The 17,319-nt window shown below is 42.7% G+C and carries 16 protein-coding genes; 8 read left to right on the top strand and 8 right to left on the bottom strand.

The features are described 5' to 3' along the window. Window positions 1-8: 8 nt before the first annotated feature. The 5 genes from clpS to rpiA all read right to left on the bottom strand — a co-directional run bounded on the left by clpS (window position 9) and on the right by rpiA (window position 3,818). Window positions 9-422 (bottom strand): ATP-dependent Clp protease adapter ClpS, encoded by a 414-nt coding sequence (gene clpS / locus ADA42_RS04010; protein ID WP_004936756.1) that lies wholly within the window; start codon window positions 420-422, stop codon window positions 9-11. An 18-nt stretch (window positions 423-440) separates the two neighbouring features. Continuing rightward, window positions 441-1,193, bottom strand: a complete 753-nt coding sequence (locus ADA42_RS04005) for a DUF6776 family protein (protein WP_004936753.1) — start codon at window positions 1,191-1,193, stop codon at window positions 441-443. 77 nt (window positions 1,194-1,270) lie between these two features. Then, a complete protein-coding gene (gene argC / locus ADA42_RS04000; protein ID WP_048763704.1) occupies window positions 1,271-2,320 on the bottom strand; it encodes an N-acetyl-gamma-glutamyl-phosphate reductase in 1,050 nt (349 codons plus the stop codon). A gap of 149 nt (window positions 2,321-2,469) precedes the next feature. Then, entirely contained in the window at window positions 2,470-3,144 is a 675-nt protein-coding gene (locus ADA42_RS03995) for a SprT family zinc-dependent metalloprotease (RefSeq protein WP_048763702.1), read from the bottom strand. Window positions 3,145-3,146: 2 nt separating this feature from the next. Beyond that, window positions 3,147-3,818, bottom strand: coding sequence for a ribose-5-phosphate isomerase RpiA (gene rpiA, locus ADA42_RS03990; RefSeq protein ID WP_004936744.1), 672 nt, complete (start codon window positions 3,816-3,818; stop codon window positions 3,147-3,149). A 105-nt stretch (window positions 3,819-3,923) separates the two neighbouring features. Between rpiA and ilvA the strand changes: the two genes are divergently transcribed. From ilvA to ADA42_RS03975, 3 genes are all read left to right on the top strand, one after another. Beyond that, window positions 3,924-5,462: a threonine ammonia-lyase, biosynthetic gene (ilvA, locus tag ADA42_RS03985; RefSeq protein WP_004936741.1), complete on the top strand. Its 1,539-nt coding sequence runs from the start codon at window positions 3,924-3,926 to the stop codon at window positions 5,460-5,462. Between the two features lie 159 nt (window positions 5,463-5,621). Further along, window positions 5,622-6,293 (top strand): potassium channel family protein, encoded by a 672-nt coding sequence (locus ADA42_RS03980; protein ID WP_004936738.1) that lies wholly within the window; start codon window positions 5,622-5,624, stop codon window positions 6,291-6,293. Beyond that, window positions 6,274-7,611, top strand: a complete 1,338-nt coding sequence (locus ADA42_RS03975) for a TrkH family potassium uptake protein (RefSeq protein WP_004936733.1) — start codon at window positions 6,274-6,276, stop codon at window positions 7,609-7,611. The genes ADA42_RS03980 and ADA42_RS03975 overlap by 20 nt, the downstream gene beginning before the upstream one ends. 43 nt (window positions 7,612-7,654) lie before the next feature. Here the strand turns inward: ADA42_RS03975 and ADA42_RS03970 are convergent, their stop codons facing one another. Both ADA42_RS03970 and ADA42_RS03965 read right to left on the bottom strand, forming a co-directional pair. Continuing rightward, window positions 7,655-8,845, bottom strand: coding sequence for a phospholipase A (locus ADA42_RS03970; protein ID WP_004946588.1), 1,191 nt, complete (start codon window positions 8,843-8,845; stop codon window positions 7,655-7,657). Between the two features lie 20 nt (window positions 8,846-8,865). Next, complete coding sequence (locus ADA42_RS03965) at window positions 8,866-11,805, bottom strand: insulinase family protein (RefSeq protein ID WP_048763699.1); 2,940 nt, start codon at window positions 11,803-11,805, stop codon at window positions 8,866-8,868. A gap of 313 nt (window positions 11,806-12,118) precedes the next feature. On the opposite strand from ADA42_RS03965, the gene ADA42_RS03960 reads away from it, so the two are divergent. From ADA42_RS03960 to ADA42_RS03950, 3 genes are read left to right on the top strand one after another with little or no spacing between them, the layout of a single operon-like run. Then, window positions 12,119-13,123 carry an adenosine kinase gene (locus ADA42_RS03960; RefSeq protein ID WP_048763697.1) on the top strand — a complete coding sequence of 335 codons (1,005 nt, stop codon included), beginning with the start codon at window positions 12,119-12,121 and terminating at the stop codon, window positions 13,121-13,123. 18 nt (window positions 13,124-13,141) lie between these two features. Further along, window positions 13,142-13,450, top strand: a complete 309-nt coding sequence (locus tag ADA42_RS03955; protein WP_004936723.1) for a Rieske (2Fe-2S) protein — start codon at window positions 13,142-13,144, stop codon at window positions 13,448-13,450. A gap of 15 nt (window positions 13,451-13,465) precedes the next feature. Further along, complete coding sequence (locus ADA42_RS03950) at window positions 13,466-14,074, top strand: OB-fold-containig protein (RefSeq protein WP_004936720.1); 609 nt, start codon at window positions 13,466-13,468, stop codon at window positions 14,072-14,074. A 72-nt stretch (window positions 14,075-14,146) separates the two neighbouring features. Here ADA42_RS03950 and ADA42_RS03945 read toward each other — a convergent pair whose 3' ends face one another. Next, window positions 14,147-15,325, bottom strand: coding sequence for a trypsin-like peptidase domain-containing protein (locus ADA42_RS03945; RefSeq protein ID WP_004936717.1), 1,179 nt, complete (start codon window positions 15,323-15,325; stop codon window positions 14,147-14,149). Between the two features lie 174 nt (window positions 15,326-15,499). Between ADA42_RS03945 and ADA42_RS03940 the strand changes: the two genes are divergently transcribed. Continuing rightward, the gene (locus ADA42_RS03940) at window positions 15,500-16,258 is read left to right on the top strand and encodes a Nif3-like dinuclear metal center hexameric protein (RefSeq protein WP_004946580.1); all 759 of its coding nucleotides are present in this window, start codon (window positions 15,500-15,502) and stop codon (window positions 16,256-16,258) included. Between the two features lie 207 nt (window positions 16,259-16,465). Continuing rightward, complete coding sequence (locus ADA42_RS03935) at window positions 16,466-17,092, top strand: superoxide dismutase (RefSeq protein WP_004936712.1); 627 nt, start codon at window positions 16,466-16,468, stop codon at window positions 17,090-17,092. Window positions 17,093-17,319 lie beyond the last annotated feature (227 nt).

Genomic DNA, 17,319 nt, shown 5'->3' with positions numbered 1-17,319 from the left:
CGACCCCCTTAATCTTTGGGCTCAATCTGACAAAGTAATGGATGACCTTGAGACCGAGCATAGTTATTAACTTGGTTTGCTTTCGTTTCCGCGATGTCTCTTGGATATACGCCAGCAACACCTTTTCCCTCATAATGTACTGTTAGCATTACTTGAGTGGCTTGGTCAAGATTCAATGCAAAGTATTGTTGTAAAATTTCAATTACAAAGTCCATTGGGGTGTAGTCATCGTTCATTAAAACGACAGCATAAAGGGGTGGACGCTTTAATTCTGGGGGAGCAGTCTTGACAGCAAGATCACCATCGGGTGCATCGGTTTGCGAATCACCCAAGCGTGGATTGATGTGCCAGTCAACATATCCTGTCTGATAAAAGGAGGCTTTGACTTCATTTAAACTAATTTGGCGCTTGTATGTTCGCATAGACTCTTGTATTCACAATTAATTTGCATTTGCTTCAGCTTGTGGGATCTCGCCCACAAAGGCCGAAGATGACTCGACAGGTTTCCCTCGCTGCCAGCTAAACCGTTTAACTACTGGCGCGCCATTATCTGTAATTCGCACCTCAATAAATTGCGGTGTAAATCCATTAGGCATTGTCCAGCGCCCTGTTAAACGCTCATAATCATAAAAATTGAAGTTTTTGTCGTTCATTGGAACGACCAACACTTCAGTACCTTGAATCAAGCGCAATTCGATACTGCCGATCGCACGTTGTTTACCCGGACTCACCTGAACCAAATCTACCTGATATTCATAGGCATTTTCAGGCAAAGGTTTCACCGCAATATTTTGAATCGTCAGAGGCAATCCACCTCTCAAACGCAACACTTCACGATAAAATGCACTCATATTCATCATTTGTGCATTGTCATTTTTCGCTTGTGTCAATGCTTGATACAAGTTATTGGCATTGTCTACTGCAACATCGCGCTCTTGCACCGCCGCATTCAGGCTCTTATTGACTGAATCAAGTGATGTTTTTTGCTTTTGAACCACATCCACCAGTTGAGCTGCATCGGCGTCGTATCCAACAACAGTCAAGCCCTGGCGGTTACCTACTGTATACCCCAAGGTAAAGCTTCCTGCAATCAAAACAACTGCCGCAATCGCCAGAGGTAAGTTTGTTTTCAAAAATGGCTTTTTGGGTGATCGTTGATCAGACAAAGTCGCCACGTGTTCGGTGTCTTGCATCGCAATCTCGATTTAAAGATAGTGCCTGACACACATTTAAATCGAAATTTAAATGTGTGTGAAGTCTTAAGCTGTTTTTATGGCAGCAAACCAATCCCGTCCAGACCGGTTGCTTCATCGAAGTTGAACATTAAATTCATATTTTGTACTGCTTGGCCAGCAGCCCCTTTGACTAAATTGTCTTGTACCGACAATATGATCAGTTTATTTGGCTGAGGCTTGTACAGCGCAATTCTAAGCTCATTCGAACCACGAACACTTCGGGTTTCTGGCGAGCTATTGGCTGGCATCACATCGACAAATCGTTCGTGTGCATAATACACTTCGTATAAAGATTGCAAATCACTGTTTGCACCTTCATCGGTCAGGTCGACGTAAATGGTGCTAAGCATGCCACGGATCATTGGCACCAAATGCGGTACAAACAAAAGCTGATCGAATACGCCAGTTTGCCCTGAGATATTTTCAAGCGCTTCCACAATTTCTGGATGATGACGATGCCCTGCAACTCCATACGCTTTGAAGTTATCTGCATTTTCAGTGTAAATCATGCCTAGGCTGGCTTTACGCCCTGCTCCAGAAACACCCGATTTGGCATCCACAATAATACTTGATGGCTTAATCAGGGCTACATCGGCTTGTAAAAGTGGCGCCAAACCTAACTGTACCGTAGTCGGATAACATCCAGGATTACCCACCACCTGCGCCGTCTTAACTTTTTCACGGTTTAATTCAGGTAAACCATAGACCGATGATTTTAAAACATCTGGACATTCGTGCTGTAGGCCATACCACTTTTCGAATTGCTCAAGATTTTGCAAACGAAAGTCAGCGGCAAGATCAATCACTTTTACGCCCGACTCAACCAATACTTTGGCATGCTTCATGGCTACACCATGCGGTGTCGCAAAAAAGACCACATCGCATTGTTTTAAAAGATCTTCATTAAGGTCGGAAAATTCAAGGTCAGTATGTCCTCGTAAACTTGGAAACATCTCTGAAACGCGCTTTCCTGCCTCTGTACGTGACGTTAACACACGAACAGTTACCTGTGGATGACGAAGCAATAAGCGCAGCAATTCAACGCCCGTATAACCAGTTCCACCTACAATTCCGACAGAAATCACGTGTCTTACCTCAAAGTTCAACAGAATGTTGCCTAGTATGACAGGATGTACTGATTTTCAAAACTATTTATCGAACGCACTGTGATTTTTTATTGGAATGATTGAAGTGAATCCGTATTTATTACTGGCAATCCACCAAGCAAATTACGTTATGCGCTGTACCACCAGTGTGGCAACTGCGTCTGTTTCAGGCGTTGTCGATGTTTTTGAAAGGCTTGGTCATGACGCTGTACTTCTGTCCAAAACTCGGGACCATGATTAAAATGACGCGTGTGTGCTAATTCGTGAATACACACATACCGCACAACAGCAATATCCATGAGCACCAAGCCAGCATGCAGCATGATGTCTTTTTGAGCGGTGCAACTGCCCCATCGTGTTTTAGGTCGACGGATCGTACATCCATTGAAAGAAAGTGTAGTCTCGCGGCTGATCTGCATTAAGTAGTCAGGCAAAACTTGTTTGGCGTAATTAAAGGTGGCCTCTTTTAAGGCGTATGCCCGATGGGCCGCGTTAATGAGTAATTGCTGGTTGTCGTGATTGAAACGATAGAGTTTGATCGCCTCATGCTCAACGATTCGATAGGTCGAATCATTAAAAAAAGTTAGGGCTTCAGATGAACTGGAAATAGCAGCATTTCGTTGCTGCATTTGCTGCTGCCACGTTTTTTCAAGCCATGTTTGTGATTGCGCTAAAAACGCTTGAATCTGTTTTTGAGTACAAAAAACGGGAACAGTGAGGCGCACCGCGTCTGGTTCAACACGTAAGCGCAAGCGTTTTGCCCTTACGTGTTTGACAATTTTGATCTCAGGAAGATCAGTCATTATTAAGACGCTGTGCGCTCTTCAATGCCATTATTTGTTGCAACAATTGCAATGGTTGCAGCATTTAGGGCAAAAATACCATTGGTCACCACACCTGGAATATCATTAATGGTTTTCTCAAGCTCAATCGCATTGAGGATATTCAGGTTGTATACATCCAAAATCACATTACCATTATCTGTGACTACACCTTCACGGTAAACAGGATCGCCGCCAAGACTCACCAGTTTACGCGCAACAGCAGAGCGCGCCATAGGGATCACTTCAACAGGCAACGGGAACTCACGACCCAACTGTTCAACCCATTTTGAATCATCTACGATACATACAAATTTCTTTGCAATTGATGCCACAATTTTTTCACGTGTGAGCGCGGCACCGCCACCTTTAATCATGTGCATGTGACGATCAATTTCATCGGCACCATCGACATATGCGTCTAAACCGCCCACATGGTTCATGTCGAGCACTTCTATGCCCAATTCTTTTAGGCGTTTAGCTGTGGCTTCCGAGCTGGCAACCGCTGCTTCAAGCTGTAGTTCAGGTAAAAGTTCAATCAGAAAATTGACTGTACTTCCGGTTCCCACTCCTAAAATGCCCCCTTTAGGTAAGTGTTTTAAAGCAGCTTTCGCTGCTGCTTGTTTTTTCTCATCTTGGGTAGCATATAGACTCATGACATCACTCAACTTTTTTTCACCTTTTGCGCAATTTTAAAACGCAAATGTGCAGGGGTTTGTTACAATAAGCGGCTATTTTAAACTGTTACATGGAAAATTAACATGCTGTCTCGTTTGGTTCGACAAATTTTACAAGCAACGGTCTATGACGTTGCAATCGAAACTCCACTCGAAGCAGCGCCACGAATTAGTGAAAAACTAAACAACAATATTCGCTTTAAACGTGAAGACTTACAGCCCGTTTTTTCGTTTAAGTTACGAGGTGCCTATAACCGTATCAGCCAGTTACCCAAATCACAGCTTGAACGCGGTGTGATTACGGCTTCGGCAGGCAATCATGCACAAGGCGTGGCGCTATCTGGTCAAAAACTGGGAATTCGCGCCATTATCGTGATGCCAAAAACAACGCCAGACATTAAAGTTCAAGCAGTTAAACGTTTGGGTGGCGATGTGGTGTTGCATGGTGATTCGTTCGATGTTGCTAATAAATACGCCATTCAGCGTGCTCAAGATGAAGGCATGACGTTTATTCCTCCTTATGACGACGAGCTGGTCATGGCAGGTCAAGGAACGATTGGCAATGAAATTTTGCGCCAGTGGCGAGATGTCGAATATGTGTTTGTGGCGGTGGGCGGTGGCGGCCTGATTGCAGGTGTTGCGGCGTATTTAGGTGATGTAGCCCCCCATGTTAAAGTCATTCCAGTTGAATATGATGAATCTGCATGTTTAAAAGCGGCATTTGAACACAATGCGCGTGTGGTGCTTCCACAGGTGGGGCTGTTTGCAGATGGAACCGCAGTTGCACAAATTGGTGAAAAACCCTTTGAAGTGATTCAACTGCAAAAATCTGACAACTCTGGCCCAATCGTTGAGCGTGATGTGGTCTTGGTCAATACTGATGAAATATGTGCAGCCATCAAAGATACTTATGACGAGTGCCGCAGTATCGTTGAGCCATCAGGTGCAATGGCGCTGGCAGGCATCAAAAAATATATCGAGCAACATAATTTAAGTCATAAAAATATAGTCTCGATTGTTTGCGGCGCTAATATGAATTTTGACCGTCTGCGCTATATCGCAGAGCGTACCGAACTTGGTGAACGTAAAGAAGCAATTTTTGCGGTGAGCATTCCAGAGCAAAAAGGTGCATTTTTAAATTTCTGCCGCGCACTCCATGGTCGTAATATTACTGAGTTTAACTACCGTGCCAGTGACAGTGATGCCGCTCAGGTTTTTGTCGGCATTAGCTTAAAATCGGGTGAAAAAGAGCGTCATGACATTCATGAATTACTCAAAAGCCAATATGATGTGGATGATTTGTCTGACGATGAGGTGGCTAAACTCCATATTCGCTATTTAATTGGCGGTCATGCCAACATTGCCAATGAACGTTTATTTCGTGTTGAATTCCCTGAGCGCCCGGGTGCACTATTGACCTTCTTGGAACGTTTAGGTCCATCACATAATATCAGTCTGTTTCATTATAGAAACCACGGCGCAGCGGAAGGTCGCGTACTGGTTGGATTACAGGCAACTGATGTGCAGGAAAATCCTGACGTATTGATTCAGACGCTCGAACAAATCAATTATCCATACGAAGAAATTACTCACAATGCCGGCTATAAACGCTTTCTTAAATAAAGCGATCTAGCTATAAAAAAACCAGCCGTATGTGCTGGTTTTTTTATGACCGACTTCTATACTCTGTTTCGTAACATTTATGTGCTTTAAACCCAAACAAAAACTACTACACTGATTTTTATGAAACTATAGCCGAAAAATAGCAATAAGGTTTTTTATATGGCGCAATTTGCAGTAATTGGACTGGGAAGTTTCGGTGCAACTGTTGCAACCGAACTGGTGAAGTTAAATCATGATGTGATTGGCATCGACTCCATCAAGCGAAATGTTGAAGATTTAAGTGATCAACTTACCCATGCAGTGATCGCCGATGCCAGTGACGAACATGTACTTGAAGAGTTGAACATTCAAAGTTGTGAAACAGTCGTTGTTGCAATTGGCGAAGACATCGAAGCCAGTATTTTATGTGTGCTGCATTTAAAAAATATGGGCGTGCCCAAAATTTGGGTAAAAGCCAAAACCAAAGCACACAGCATGATTTTGTCGCATTTACATGTCGATAAAATCATTCATCCCGAAGAGGATATGGGCGTCCGAATTGCTCAAGCATTGAACTACCCGATGGTCAGCCGCTATATGGCACTCGATGATGATCACTATATTGTAAAAGTTGAAATTCCTAAGCACTTAAATGGCATTCATCTTTTGGGGCTAATCAATGATATGAGTCATGTTAAAACGATTTTGCTCAAACGCGGCAAAGATATTATTTACGAACCTGACCCGACTTGCCCAGTGCAATCTAAGGATATCTTGATTGTTGAAGGACACATCGATCAACTTAAAAAACTTTCAGTACGGTTTTTGCCTCATGAAAAAACAAAAACTTAAGCAAAAATCATTTAATTTAAGTCCGCCCTCTCTACTGGCTTTAGGGTTCTTAAGTTTTATTATTATCGGTACTTTTTTACTTAAGCTGCCTGTAGCCAACAACGGCCACCTGAGCTGGATGGATGCCCTGTTTACCTCAACCTCGGCAGTGACCATTACCGGTCTGTCAGTCATTAACATCGGGCACGCATTAACCACTACGGGACAAATTATTTTACTGTTTTTGATCCAGATTGGGGGTTTAGGCTTCATGACCTTTGCCATCTTGGCCGCACTTAGTTTGGCGCCTCAATTGGGTCTTAAACAGCAAATCATGGCGCAAGATTCAATCGGCCATACCAGCTTGTCTAAAGTAACGTTTGTGGCACAAGCCGTGTTTATTTATACCCTTATTTTTGAGTTGATTGGCACCGTGATCTTGACTGTGGTCTGGACATCGCAATTTGGTTTTTTACACGCGCTGTACTACGCCATGTTTTATAGTGTTTCAGCTTTTAACAATGCGGGTTTTTCTTTATTTCCTAACAATCTAATCAACTTTTATGATCATTATATCGTCTGCCTCACCATCAGTTTTTTATATATTTTAGGCGGAATGGGTTTTTTGGTTTTAATGGATATCAAGCAGCACAAACGCTGGCGAAAACTCAGCCCTAATAGCAAAATTATTATTGTGAGTATTGGAGTGCTTAATCTTGTTGGCTTTCTGATGATTTGGCTTTTGGAAGCCAATAATCCCCTCACCTTGTACAACATGAGTTTCGGCGAACAGGCAATCAATGCATGGTTTCAGGCAACCGTACCACGTTCTTCTGGCTTTAATACCATTGATATTGGCTCAATGACCAACAGCTCTACCTTACTGACCATGTTTATGATGTTTATTGGTGGCGGCTCACTCAGTACAGCAGGTGGTATTAAAGTCGGTACGGCAGTTATTTTACTTTTTAGCGTGATTGCCTTTTTAAAACGCCACGATGAAGTACGCATTTTTAATCATTCGATTTCTTACGAAAGTACATTTAAGGCTTTGGCTGTTGCCATTATTACTTTAATTCTGATTTTTGTCGGCTTTTTTACAATCTTAATTTTAGAGCCACATAAGAACTTTCTGGATCTATTTTTCGAAATTGTCTCTGCGGCATGTACGGTTGGTCTTTCGAGAGGCATTACCGGCGAACTCAACAACAGCAGTTTATTTGTATTGACTTTATTAATGTTTGCAGGACGTTTAGGCCCACTCACGCTGGCCTACCTGATTGCCACACCACGTAAAAGTCGCCTGAAACATCCAAATGCCGATATTCAAATTGGATAAAAAAGAGGAAGCATCATGCTTCCTCTTTTTATTCAAAATCAAATTAAAACCAATCTAGCAATGAAACGCCAAGACCGACATAAGTCGCACGGTGGTTATAATCAATCAGACTTTCACCATAACCGTTAAATAGTTGGAAATTGCCACGCAATTTACCGGTAATTGGGAAAGCCCAGTCAAACTGCACGGCTCCATGCGATTTATCACCATCTTTTAAAGAATGACGCAACATTAACGAAAAGTCATTTTGTTTCCAGCGATAAAATGCCGTTAGATCACCACGGCCCACGTAATCTTCGATATCGGGGTTATTGTCATCTTTAGCAGCTTCTTCAATGCGAATCCATGGACGCAACATTAAAGCAAAATTGTCACGCTCAAAACCCACATTAAATATCACACGATTCCAGCTACGAGATAATGGATCAGAACGACCATTCGACTGATGATTCAGTGTGACACCAAGCAATCGTCCATCTAGACCAAATACCCGATAATTGGTACGAAACATCAAGCTCGCTTCAGGTTCGTAATTGGTTTCACGAAAAGGACGCGATTCTTCACCGTTAAAGACTTGCCAACGTGATGACTGAGTGTAGCCAAGCCATAAATCACCATTATTGCCAAAGATGTTTTCCCACGCTTTGGTTTTAAGCGATAACTGAAACTTCGACTCTAGCGACTTTAAGTTTTGATCTTGAGTAACGGTGTTATTTGGGTTAGGGCTTGATGGAAACTCATTTTTTTTGCTGGTCCAAAATACTGGAAGCAAATACACCGGTTTGTAGCCACGAATATTCCACGTTCCAAGCTTGGCTTTTTCAGACAACTCCCAGCGTTTATCCAACAAAGAAACCGTTGGATCGATCGGACCGGCATCTAAAGAAAATACATTCCCAACCTTTTCCTGAATTTTTTCAGGAAGAGTTTCTGGAGTTGACTTTTTTTCTGGAGCCAGAGGTGCGGCTGCCTGAGCCGCCAGCATGTTATTGGTATCGATAGGCGTTTTAAACAGCGCATCATAACAGGCTAAGCGGTCTGCATTTGAATCTAATCCAACACACGCCTTGGCACTTGCTGGACTAGGCGATGCTTCAACTGTCGTAGAAGCAACCGCTTTGGGTGGAAATGTACTCTTTACATCTGCTGCATAGGCTGCCGACACCCCCAGACAACCCAATATGCTCAGCATACTGAGTTGTAACGGTGTTCGTTCAACAAAATTGAACGACATATACGCTCTCCGTTTTTCTTTTAGTTCACTTGTTTAACTGTAAAACCAAGCTGCTCAAGTTCCTGTCGTTTCGCTACCGGAGCCACCACTGCTTTGGTTGGTTTTTGCTGAATCAGATATTCGCGTGCCACGCGTTGCAAATCTTCTAATGTGACATGCAGTAAACGTGTGCGCAGGGTTTTTCTAAAAGCAGGTGTACGGCCATGAAGCAAGGCATAGCAAGCCGTAATTGCTTCACCAGCAGGTGAGCCTGGTTTATCCATACTCGAGACCAGCCCCAATATCGCTTCTTCCAACTGATGTGCTTGCTGAGGTGTATTCAGCAACCACTCAATACTCGCCTCGAAGTCTTTAAAGGTCTCGGTTAGGCGTGGGTCCCGGTAGCTATAAAAACGAAATGCGCATGCATTACCGTCATAGCTTGCACCGCCACCATATGCACCACCTTTCTCTCGAATCGCACTGTGCAAGAAACCATTACGTAAGTAACCTGCAAGTACCATTAAAGGTGCTGCATCTGGGTGAGTAACCTCAACCGCTGGGTATGACGTTGCACAGAACTGTACGTTGGTTTGAATCAGCCAAGCTTCGTCCTGATCATCATTCAAGTGCGTAAACTGTTCAACTTGCGCCACTTGCGTGTCTACATCAAGATGATCCCATACCGCCTGAATTTTCTCGACCAGCGTTTCAGAAAACTGCTCTTCACAGACCAGTAAAAACTGTTTTGGGGCTTGCAAAAGTGCAAGGTGAATCTGCTTTAATGCATCGATCAAGGCGGTATAGGCCTGCTCATCCTGTTCTATTTGGTCGACCAGATCGCTTAACCAGTTGAGTGCACCCAAGCCCGTATTATGATAATCACGTTGCGCTAATGCACTGGCATTACGTGATGCCACTTGCATTGCATAGCTATGGCCAGAGCCCGACAGACGTGATTTCCAGCGCGTTGCACGCTGTTGTAACAGCTCAACAATGCGATCTTTTTCATCAAAGCGCAGTTTTTCAAACGCAAGCTTAAGCAACTCAATGGCATCATATTTTTCATTCAATGATTTAGTGGTTAAAGTCAACCATGCACTGATTTTGCCTTTATCATCGACTTTACTACGTAATGAAGCGCCCATGCCTAGGCCACCGCTGACAGCGGTTTGCAATTGTTGCAACTCAAGATAATCGTAATCGCCAGCGCCTACCTCACCCATCAAAATAGACAGTAAATTAAAGTACGGCGATTGCACCACAGCGTCTGGAATTTGAATCAATACTTGTTGATAGTACAGACCGTTGGTTCCCGCATGATACAAATTGAGCGGATAATCATGTCGGTTGGAAATAATTTCTCTTAACTGGCCCTGCACTATATGCAAATCGGCAGGTACATCTTCTAATCCTACTTTTGGCAGTAAATCGAGATTATCAGGAGTATCTTGACGCTGTTTTAATGCTTCGGTTTCAGCTTGAATTCGAGCACGATCTGCATCAGTCAAAGTTTCACCCAAAGCCGCCAAACGTGCTTTTTCTTCTGCCTGTTCTTTGGCCGATTTTTCTGCATCGGGTATCAACGTCATTTGAACTCGATGCGGATTATCTAAAAGATGTGTCTGAATCAGATTTGACAGCCACATCGGATCTTTAAGCTCTTCTTTCACTTGCTCAATGGCACTGTCGACATCCCAAACGTGGATCGGGTCATTATGATGAATGGCACTGCTTAATCCATTTAAGATTAAGCTCAAACCATACGGCATGCCGTCACCATTGATTTCACGCTGATGTAATTCGATCTGATGTAAAATCGCATCGACCCAAGCCGGATCGATTGGTGCAGCAGCCACATCGCTTAAAATCTTGAGCACACCTGTTTTAAACTCTTCTGCGTGTTCCGGATTTGAACCCTGAACACCACAGTAAAAGGTCATTTCAAAGTTTGAATCATCGACACCCATCAGTGGGCCTGTCGATTGCGCATAGCCACAGGTCTCAAGATAATGACGCAGTGGTGAAGCCGAGTTTTCAAGTAAAATGCCTTCGACCAAACGCAAACCTAAGCGTAGTTTGATATCGCTTGCTTCAGGAAGTAACCACGCCAGTACATGATAGGTTTTATCTGATAAATCATCGCTATCGACCGCATAATGCTCGCTGACCTGAATAGGCGCTGCAAGACGCTTTTCAGGTTTTGAGTACAATGTCGTACCCTTTTGAAACTTCGCCAGTGCCAATTTTTCAAATTGCTCTTGTAACTCATAAGCACTTTGATTGCCAAAGGTCATAAATACGGCGTTACTCGGGTGATAATGCGATTTGTAAAATGACACCAGCTGGTCATAGGTCAAATCTGGAATGTCTTTAGGATCACCACCAGAGTTGTAATGATAGGTTGTTTCAGGGAATAAATGATGCGCAAGCTGATGATATAACTGATCCGAAGGTGCACTCATCGCACCTTTCATCTCATTGAATACCACACCTTTGTAGACAGGTTCGTCATTTTCAAGCTCAACGCGAATTCCTTCTTGTGCGAAATCAAGCGGATTCAAATTCGCTGCAAACGCTGCATCGAGATAGACAGAAAGTAAGTTTTGAAAATCTTTTTTATTTTGAGTTGCAAATGGATAAGCAGTCCAGTCTGCTGACGTGAACGCATTCATAAAGGTATTAAGTGAACGGCGAATCATCAAAAAGAATGGATCACGCACCGGAAATTTTTCCGATCCACACAGTGCCGTATGCTCTAAGATATGCGCTGTACCTTTGGAATCCATAGGTTGCGTACGAAATGCAACCAGAAATACATTTTCATCGTGAGAGGTGGCCAAATGATAATGAACTGCTCCCGTCACCTTATGAGCATATTCAGAGACCAAAATATCTAAGGCCTCAACATGGTGTTGACGTACCAACTGAAACGCAGGATGGACAGTTTGATTAATGGTTCCAGTGACATCTACAGTCATGTGATCTCCTACTATTTTCAATTTCTAACGTGTTCCCATTATAGCCTTAGTTTTTACTGAAATTGATAGCTTTAATCCGACTCAAATACTAAGTTTTTCCAAAAAATGAATCTTTTTTATTAAATTCTCGATCTGATCAAGTCTTATTGCGTTTATATCGATGCAAGAATGCATGGATATCTAATATTCCCCTCATCTAAGCTGATCTTGTGTTGTTCATAGACGATGAATAGGTATTTCACGCCATAAACTACAGCTTGCGATCATGATCGTGTAAAATTTGGATTTTTAAATCGAGATGTGAACATACGCCATGGCAACAGTTGATCTTTTTGCAATTGGAAACGCGCTTATTGACCAAGAATTTAAAGTGTCGGATGAGTTTTTAGCTGATGTTGGTTTGCAAAAAGGCACCATGCAATTGACCGAGGGTGATACTCAGGCTGCACTTTACGAAAAACTTTTGGCATCACAAGAATATAAAGGTCAAGCCAGTGGCGGTTCGGCTGCCAATACCGCAGTGGCATTTAGTGCCTTAGGTGGACGGGCTTTTTATGGTTGTCGCGTTGGTCATGATGAGTTGGGCTCGATTTACCTCCAAGGATTAAACGATGCGGATATCGTCACCTCGGAAAAATCTCTCACGGAAGGTGTAACTGGAACGTGCATGGTACTCATTAGCCCAGATACTGAGCGCACTATGCATACCTATCTCGGTATTACCACCGCACTTTCAGTCGATCAAATTGACTTTGAGCCTTTAAAAAGCGCGAAGTGGTTATATATCGAAGGCTATTTATCGACTAGCCCAAGCGCGCGTCAAGCTGTCATGCACGCCCGTGAGACTGCCAAAGCACATGGCGTTAAAGTTGCGCTGTCGTTATCTGATCCAGCAATGGTGCAATATGCACGTGAAGGGCTTGATGAAATGATTGCAGATGGTGTGGATTTATTATTCTGTAATGAACAAGAAGCACTGATGTATACCGCTACAGAAACGCTTGAAGCTGCATTTCAGGTTTTAAAGGCCAAAAATCATACCGTTGTCATTACACAAAGTGCAAAAGGTGCAACTGTATCGACACCATCTCAACATTTTCATCTCGATGGCCGTCGTGTTACTGCAATCGATGCCAATGGTGCTGGTGATGCATTTGCAGGTGCCTTCTTATTTGCATTAAATCATGGCATGTCTTTTGAAGATGCGGCGCAGTTGTCTATTCTGATTTCAAGTGAAGTGGTTTCACAATATGGCCCACGTTTGGACGTCACAACTTATGCTACACTTTTGACAAACTTTCAAACTGAATGTGCTTGATATATGGAAAAGATCTGCATGACGGAAGACATTCCTGAACGTGAAGCTCGCGCCTTTGATCAGGTCGAGGGTGAAACGATTTTTATCACACAACGTGATGGTATGTTTTACGCCTATAAAAATATATGCCCGCATTTACAGGTCGAACTTGAGTTTCTGGAAAACCAGTTCCTCGATTACGATCATGAATATATTCAATGTTCGACACACGGCGCCTTGTTTAATGTCGAAACAGGTGAATGTATTTCGGGTCCGTGCCTTGGAGAGGCTTTAACCAAAGTCGAAATTAAGGTGCATTCCGATGGCGGCATTTATTTAGCAGAATAAGAAGGAGCTTCGGTCATGGTGGAGTTTTTACTCAACTATTACTTTTTGCCATTTAACTTAAGTGTCATGGCATTGGTAATCCTCAGCATGGCCGAAACCATCGGAATATATATTGGCATTCGACCAAGTATTTTTCTTAAACGCTTTTTACCGCGTTGGTTAAGCCACTCCCCCCTATTTAATGTTAAATTTTCTAAAGTGCTGATTTTGGTTTTCTTTCTCATCAACTTCAGTTTTGCAGGCTACTTTTTACAGTTATCTGTGTTTGCTAAACAACACTTTTTTATCTCTCCGTTTTACCTGATTTTGCCTGCATTGATCATTGCCATTTTCTTTACCGTCTTTATGATTCATTGCCTAGATCAGGTGATCAAACCGCAAGTGGATCATCAGTTTGGTACTTTGCTCGGGCGCTTGGCTACGCTCTCCAGTGGTAATGCCCGACCTGGTTTTTCTGCGCAAGCCCGTGTTCGAGATGAGTTTGGGCAAGTCCATTATGTACAGGTGGAACCTGAATTTGGTGAACTTGAAGTGCAGTCTCAAGTTATTTTAATTCGTTTTCGTCAAACACATTACATTGCTAAGCGAATTGCCAGTTCAAATCAACTGTTTAATTCAGATTAAAAGCCTACTCAATAACTTCGGTTTTACAGGCAAAAAAAAGGAATACATATGTATTCCTTTTTTTACTTCTAATTAGCGCTGAGGTAATGGAATGTACTGCGAGTTCTGGTTTTGAACCTTACGCTCACCTACTTTCACTTGTAGATTTTGACGTTGACCATTGCGTTCAACCTCGAGCGTGATGCTACTGCCGGGTTGTTGCAGTGCAACATAGTTAATCAGATGCGATACCGAATTAATCTGTTCGTCATTCGCCTTAATGATCTTATCATTGACCTTCACACCCGCTTGTGCCGCCGGGCCGTTTTGAAGAACATCGGCCACAACCACACCCGGTTGTTTTGGCGCGAGTACATCATCTTGTGTAGGCGCAACCAAGCTAATGCCGAGCCAGCCGCGTACAACACGTCCATCTTTTAAAATTGAATTCAATACCTGTTGACACACACGTGCAGGAATAGCGAAACCAATACCGAGTGAGCCACCTGTTTGCGAGAAAATAGCGGTATTAATTCCCACCAGATTTCCTGCTACATCAATCAAGGCACCACCTGAGTTACCCGGATTGATTGCTGCATCGGTTTGAATAAAATCTTCATAGGTATTGATGCCTAAATCTGAACGACCGGTTGCAGAGATAATCCCCTGAGTAACGGTTTGCCCTACACCAAATGGATTTCCGATTGCGAGTACTACGTCACCCACTTCATTTCCGCTGAGTTTAAAGGGTAAAACCGGTAGTTTATCCAGATCAATTTTGATGACTGCCAAATCGGTATCTGGATCTGTACCCACAACTTTTGCTTCGGCACGTCGTCCGTCATAGAGTGCGACCACAATCTGGTCAGCTTGAGCAATCACGTGATTATTGGTCAGAATATACCCATCTGCACGAACAATCACACCTGAGCCCAGACTGTTTTCATTTTTCTGTTCTGTTTGATTCGGTAATTGATTACCAAAAAACTCCCGAAAAACAGGATCGTTAAGTAAAGGATGGTTAAGCTGTTTGACTTTTTGCGTGGTAAAGATATTAACCACCGCAGGAGCTGCCACTTTAACGGCAGCATTATATGACACCACCCCACCCGATCTTGATGTATCGACTAAAGACTCAACTTTTTCTGCTGGCATTTGAACGCCGTCTGCCGCAATTGGCGGCTTCGGTTGCTGGAATTTTTGCCAAGCGAGAAAGCTTAAAGTGACAATGACGAGTAATACCCAGGGCAACCATTTGAACGTCTGACGCACGAATATATCCTCAAAAAGTTTTTAATGTATTGAAGCAACTATATTTTTGGCTATTTTAAAGCATAACTTACTCACGAGCTCAGAACACATCAAAAGATTTGTCTAGCTTTAGTTACATTCAAATGCATGCTGTAATAAGATCTTTAATCATATAGATGTAAAAAAGGTTGATTCATGACCCAGTTAAATGAAATCGTCAGCTGGTGCGATCAAACATTAAGTTCCGCTCAATTCAAAGACTACGCACCGAATGGTTTGCAAATTGAAGGTACATCCGAAGTAAAGCATGTGCTGTGCGCAGTTACTGCCTCAGAAGCGGCAATTGACGCTGCAATTGCCATGCAGGCCGATGTATTGCTGGTTCATCATGGTTATTTCTGGAAAGGCGAACCCTACCCGATTACTGGTATGCGCGGTCATCGAATTAAAAAACTCATTCAAAACAATATTTCCCTACTTGCTTATCACTTGCCACTCGATGCACACCCAACACTGGGCAATAACGCTGCAATTGCAGACCTACTCGAACTTGAACGCATTGAAGCGCTCGATCCAAACGAAAAATTTCCAATAGGCAATATCGGTTATTTAACGCAGGCTGTCTCACCTGAAACATTTAAAGCCAAACTGCAAGATACGTTTGATTTTAATATTATTCACTTACCAGCACAGGTTAAATCGATACAAAAAATTGGATTTTGTACCGGAGGTGCGCAGGACTTTATTGCCAAAGCAGCAGCACAAGGCTGTGATGCTTATATTTCAGGCGAAGTGAGCGAACGAACATTTTATGAAGCACAAGAATTAAACGTACATTATTTTGCCTGCGGGCACCACGCAACAGAACGCTACGGTGTTCAGCGTCTAGGCAAAGCACTAAGCGAGCATTTTTCGCTCAAATACACCTATTTTGAGTTGAATAATCCGATTTAGGACGTATAAACGAGATGTAGGCCTTATACGTATTAATTCGAGCTTTATTGTGTATTGTTATTTTAATTGATGACCTTTTGCACATAGAATGATTTACACTAGAGCCACCTAAATGAAGGGGCTGTAAGCTTTTTTTAGCATTTGTGTGCTATAAAATCGAGATACGATAACAGTCTCAAATACCCAGCGAACGCAAGGAAATTAGACATGACAACCATTACTTTACCTGCTTTACCTTATGCTTATGATGCACTTGAACCACATATTTCTAAAGAAACTTTAGAATACCATCACGATAAGCACCACCAGACTTATGTGACTAACCTGAACAACCTGATCAAAGGCACAGATCTTGAAGGTCAGGAACTTGAAGACATTATTAAAGCAAGTGCAGGCGATTCATCTAAAGCAGGTATTTTCAACAATGCTGCACAAGTATGGAACCACACTTTTTACTGGAACTCGATTGCTCCAAATGGCGGTGGTAAACCAACAGGCGCACTTGCTGCAAAAATTGATGAAGCATTTGGTTCATACGAAAAATTTGCGGAAGAATTCACCACTGCTGCAACCACTCAATTTGGTTCAGGTTGGGCGTGGTTAGTGGCTGACGAAATCAATGGTAAACTTTCAATTACTAAAACTTCAAATGCAGACACTCCGCTTGCACACGGTCAAATTGCTGTATTGACCATTGACGTATGGGAACATGCTTACTACATCGACTACCGTAACGCGCGTCCTAAGTACATCTCGACTTTCCTTGAAAGCCTTGTGAACTGGGATTATGCAAACGCGAAACTTGCTGGCCAACCTGCTGGCGTTGAAAAATAAGTTCTCTATTTTTCAAAAAAAGCTGCTCTCATTAGAGCAGCTTTTTTATTTTTTAAGCAAAAATGTGTAATTATCCAACACAAGTTCATGTTTTGATTATAATTAAATCAAATAGATAGATATTTTTAAACATTTGCTTGACCAAGTAAAAGCTTCTGCATAAAATGCGCATCAGATTCTCCAATAGCTCAGTCGGTAGAGCGACGGACTGTTAATCCGCAGGTCCC

Origin of the sequence: Acinetobacter sp. 243_ASPC (assembly GCF_001054715.1) — a bacterium.
Lineage (GTDB): Bacteria > Pseudomonadota > Gammaproteobacteria > Pseudomonadales > Moraxellaceae > Acinetobacter > Acinetobacter soli.
The sequence above is the reverse complement of the archived record's forward strand: the minus strand, read 5'-3'. Positions and strand labels throughout refer to the sequence as shown.

Bases quoted from the DNA above. Each gene is read 5' to 3' on its own strand.
- ilvA (WP_004936741.1), top strand. From the start codon at position 3,924: ATGCTGTCTCGTTTGGTTCGACAAATTTTACAAGCAACGGTCTATGAC.
- ADA42_RS03940 (WP_004946580.1), top strand. From the start codon at position 15,500: ATGACCCAGTTAAATGAAATCGTCAGCTGGTGCGATCAAACATTAAGT.
- ADA42_RS04005 (WP_004936753.1), bottom strand. From the start codon at position 1,193: ATGCAAGACACCGAACACGTGGCGACTTTGTCTGATCAACGATCACCC.
- ADA42_RS03980 (WP_004936738.1), top strand. From the start codon at position 5,622: ATGGCGCAATTTGCAGTAATTGGACTGGGAAGTTTCGGTGCAACTGTT.
- ADA42_RS03935 (WP_004936712.1), top strand. From the start codon at position 16,466: ATGACAACCATTACTTTACCTGCTTTACCTTATGCTTATGATGCACTT.
- rpiA (WP_004936744.1), bottom strand. From the start codon at position 3,818: ATGAGTCTATATGCTACCCAAGATGAGAAAAAACAAGCAGCAGCGAAA.
- ADA42_RS03975 (WP_004936733.1), top strand. From the start codon at position 6,274: ATGAAAAAACAAAAACTTAAGCAAAAATCATTTAATTTAAGTCCGCCC.
- ADA42_RS03950 (WP_004936720.1), top strand. From the start codon at position 13,466: ATGGTGGAGTTTTTACTCAACTATTACTTTTTGCCATTTAACTTAAGT.
- ADA42_RS03960 (WP_048763697.1), top strand. From the start codon at position 12,119: ATGGCAACAGTTGATCTTTTTGCAATTGGAAACGCGCTTATTGACCAA.
- ADA42_RS03965 (WP_048763699.1), bottom strand. From the start codon at position 11,805: ATGACTGTAGATGTCACTGGAACCATTAATCAAACTGTCCATCCTGCG.
- clpS (WP_004936756.1), bottom strand. From the start codon at position 422: ATGCGAACATACAAGCGCCAAATTAGTTTAAATGAAGTCAAAGCCTCC.
- ADA42_RS03955 (WP_004936723.1), top strand. From the start codon at position 13,142: ATGACGGAAGACATTCCTGAACGTGAAGCTCGCGCCTTTGATCAGGTC.
- ADA42_RS03995 (WP_048763702.1), bottom strand. From the start codon at position 3,144: ATGACTGATCTTCCTGAGATCAAAATTGTCAAACACGTAAGGGCAAAA.
- ADA42_RS03970 (WP_004946588.1), bottom strand. From the start codon at position 8,845: ATGTCGTTCAATTTTGTTGAACGAACACCGTTACAACTCAGTATGCTG.